The 3,136-nt window shown below is 45.1% G+C and carries 2 protein-coding genes; one reads left to right on the top strand and one right to left on the bottom strand.

Translation table 11 applies throughout. The features are described from left to right. Window positions 1–41: 41 nt before the first annotated feature. Window positions 42–1,268 (bottom strand): sugar transferase, encoded by a 1,227-nt coding sequence (locus tag J7K79_RS02590; RefSeq protein ID WP_296904847.1) that lies wholly within the window; start codon window positions 1,266–1,268, stop codon window positions 42–44. A 232-nt stretch (window positions 1,269–1,500) separates the two neighbouring features. Between J7K79_RS02590 and J7K79_RS02595 the strand changes: the two genes are divergently transcribed. Continuing rightward, on the top strand, window positions 1,501–3,136 hold a 1,636-nt coding region (locus J7K79_RS02595), incomplete at its 3' end, for a polysaccharide biosynthesis/export family protein (protein WP_296904850.1).

Here is a 3,136-nt window from a genome sequence, read left to right on the forward strand (position 1 = left end):
CCCAATCTGAGCGTGTGATTATTTGTAAAACTCGCTTCAATTCACTTCGCCCCTCTTCTCCACAAAACAGCCTCTATTGTTTGAAGTATTATTCTTAAATCCAGAAAGATATTTCTGTTCTTTACATACCACAGATCGTAGCTGAGTTTCTTTTTCACCTCGTCCAGATTTGAAGAATACTTGTACATGAGCTGTGCCCAGCCGGTGATTCCAGGTTTCACTTTATGCCGAAGACTGTAAAAAGGTACTTGCTTTTCGTAAATTTTAACAAATTCTACCTGTTCAGGTCGTGGTCCTATCACACTCATCTCACCTTTGAGAACGTTTATGAACTGAAGCACTTCGTCGAGTCTGAATGGCCTGATGAATCGTCCCACTTTCAGTATTCTGTCCTGTTCCTGATCTGCAAATTTTGGCCTGTCTGAAGGTGCTTTCTTCATGCTTCTGAACTTTATCATTGTGAAAATTTCCCCATTTTTTCCTACTCTTTCCTGCCTGAAAACAACCGGTCTGCCATCTTCCAGATATATAATTATACCAACAATCAGCATGATGGGGGAGAAGACAACAAGCGCGATTACAGATACCAGAACATCAAGTATCTTTTTGGCTGGAGAGTCGTCTTTCACATTATCAAAGACAACCTCGTAGTACTCTTTAAACTTCTCCATCACTTCCAGTGGAATTCTTTTCAGCGTGCTTTCAGCGAGATTGGGAAGATATTCAATCTTTTCAACACGTGCGTTCTTTGCAATGTCTTCGAATCTGGGATCTGCAACAAGTACCATATCATATTTTTTCACACGTGCTTTCAGAGCTTCTAAGGTGGGGTTTATGTACTCTACGAAACGATATCTTCCAAGTGTTTTTTCTTCTATTTCTTTCAGAATGTGTTCTATCTCTTCTCTTTTTCCAAGAACAAGAACTGTCTTTCGTGGAGTGTTCTTAACGACTGCTTTACTGAGAAAGAAATTGAAAGGCGGTATCAAAAGAGTTGCTGTCAGGAAGTTCATTATGAAATTGTAACGCGATAGGCTGTCTTCAAGAAAAGGATAGAAAAAGAGAACAAGGATAAAAGAAAATAAGCTTCCCACGATAGTTCTGATAAGTTGTTCGTTGTAACTCTGCAAATTCTCTGTGTCGTACAGCCTGAAGGCAAAAAAAGAAAGAGTCATAGCACAGGAAAACAAAAGGGCTGTGTGCCAGTTGAAAAAGAGGAGGTTAAGGAAGAAGATCACGAGAAAATCTGGAAAGACGAGATTGCACAATCCCCATTCCCCCCTTTATCCAACCCAAGTATAGAATGTTTCTCAACTAATTTTGAAGATTTTTACATAATCAACCTTCTTTGAAAGAATCTTACCACTCTCTGCAGTGCGATTATGATGGTGTAACCTTCTTGTAACATGTTTCCTTTATCATGAAATATCCGTCCGTTTAGGCGACAAATATAAAAGTGGGGTATAATCTTCACGGAAAAAGGAAAAAGGAGGGAATTCGATGAAAAAGATCCTGCTGGTGCTGGTTCTTCTGGTGGGAGGGATTTTGCTTTCCTATAACATCAGGAGGGGAGATGTTCTGAGAGTTGAGGTTGCAGGATACCCGGAACTCACAAGAGACTGCACCGTTGATATCGAAGGGGCGATCACCTTTCCCTATGTGGGACGTGTGAAGGTGGAAGGTCTCACCGTTGAACAGGTGATGAAACTTCTTGAGGAAAAGCTCTCTTCCAGTTTTTCTGAACCCAAAGTTGTGGTGTCTCTCCTTCAGATCGCACCGAGGAACGTCTATATCTCCGGTGTTGTGAACAGAATCGTGGATATGGGGATGGAAGATCTGACCGTCTCGAGGCTTCTTTCTCTTCTCAACAGCACGGTGGATCTTTCCATGGTGGATCTTTCTTCGGTGAAGGTGGTGAGGGATGGAAAGGTCTACACACTCGATCTTTCTTCTCTTCTGTGGGGAGAGGTGCCGGAGAAGGACATCACACTCCAGGAAAACGACCAGGTCATACTTCCGGAGAAAACCTACACGGACTTTGTGAAGATCGTTGGGGCCGTGGCAAAACCCGGGATGTACCCCTACAGGAAGGGAATGACTCTTCTGGACCTTCTTGCGGTGGCAGGCGGAACGACACGGGAAAGCTCTGGAAAGATCGCTGTTCTCTCCAGAGATGGAACTATTGAAGTGTCGGAAAAAGAGCTCTACCAGAAGAACATCTCTTTGAAACCGGGTGACACGGTGCACGTTCAGAAGCTCGATGAGAAGTTCGCCTACATCGTAGGAGCAGTTGAAAGGCCTGGAATGTACACGTTCTCCCGGGAAGAGTCCCTCACGCTCAAAAATCTTGTGGCAAAGGCCGGGGGGCTTTCGGTGGAAAAGAAATTTCTCGAAAAAGTTCTCATCACAAGAGACGGAGAAACACTCGAGTACGACCCGAAGGTGCTGGACGAAAACGTCGAGATAGAAGTGGGAGACGTGATTGAGATAAAGAAGTTCGAGAAGACAGAAGTCTACGTCTCCGGGTATGTTGCAAGGCCCGGGGTTTATGAGATCTCGCCAAAAGAGGATGTTACCCTCGAAAAGCTCCTCTCCATGGCAGGGGGTATCAGAGGAACTCTGGAGGAGATCGACAGAATCACCGTGACAAGAGATGGCAGTGTGATCACACTCTCACCGAACAGGATGGACTTTCCTGTAAAACCCGGGGACGTGGTGAACGTGAAGGAGTTCATTCCAAAAAAGGCCTACATCCTGGGATACGTGAAGAGGCCCGGTCTGTATGAGTTCGGAAAGAATGAAGCGTTCACTCTGAGAAACCTCATAGCAAAGGCTGGTGGCTTTGTTGACGAAAGTCAGGTCGTGTCCGTGAAAGTGGCAGGGAAGGAGTACTCCCCGGGCGAGATCGTAAAAGAAAACATTCCACTCGAAGACGGCGTGTTCGTCTACGTAGAGAGGTACACGGACAGGTTCGTCTACGTGGTGGGAGACAACACACCGAGGAACGGAAAGATGAACTTCGAGAAGGAAGAACCCTTCACACTTTCGACCGCTCTGAAGAAGTACGGAATCGAGGACTTTTCTCTGATAAAGAGTCTTTCTCTTTTGAGGGATGGAAAGGAGATGGCCTTCGACC

It is taken from the genome of Thermotoga sp. (genome assembly GCF_021162145.1).
In the GTDB taxonomy this organism is placed as follows: Bacteria; Thermotogota; Thermotogae; order Thermotogales; family Thermotogaceae; genus Thermotoga.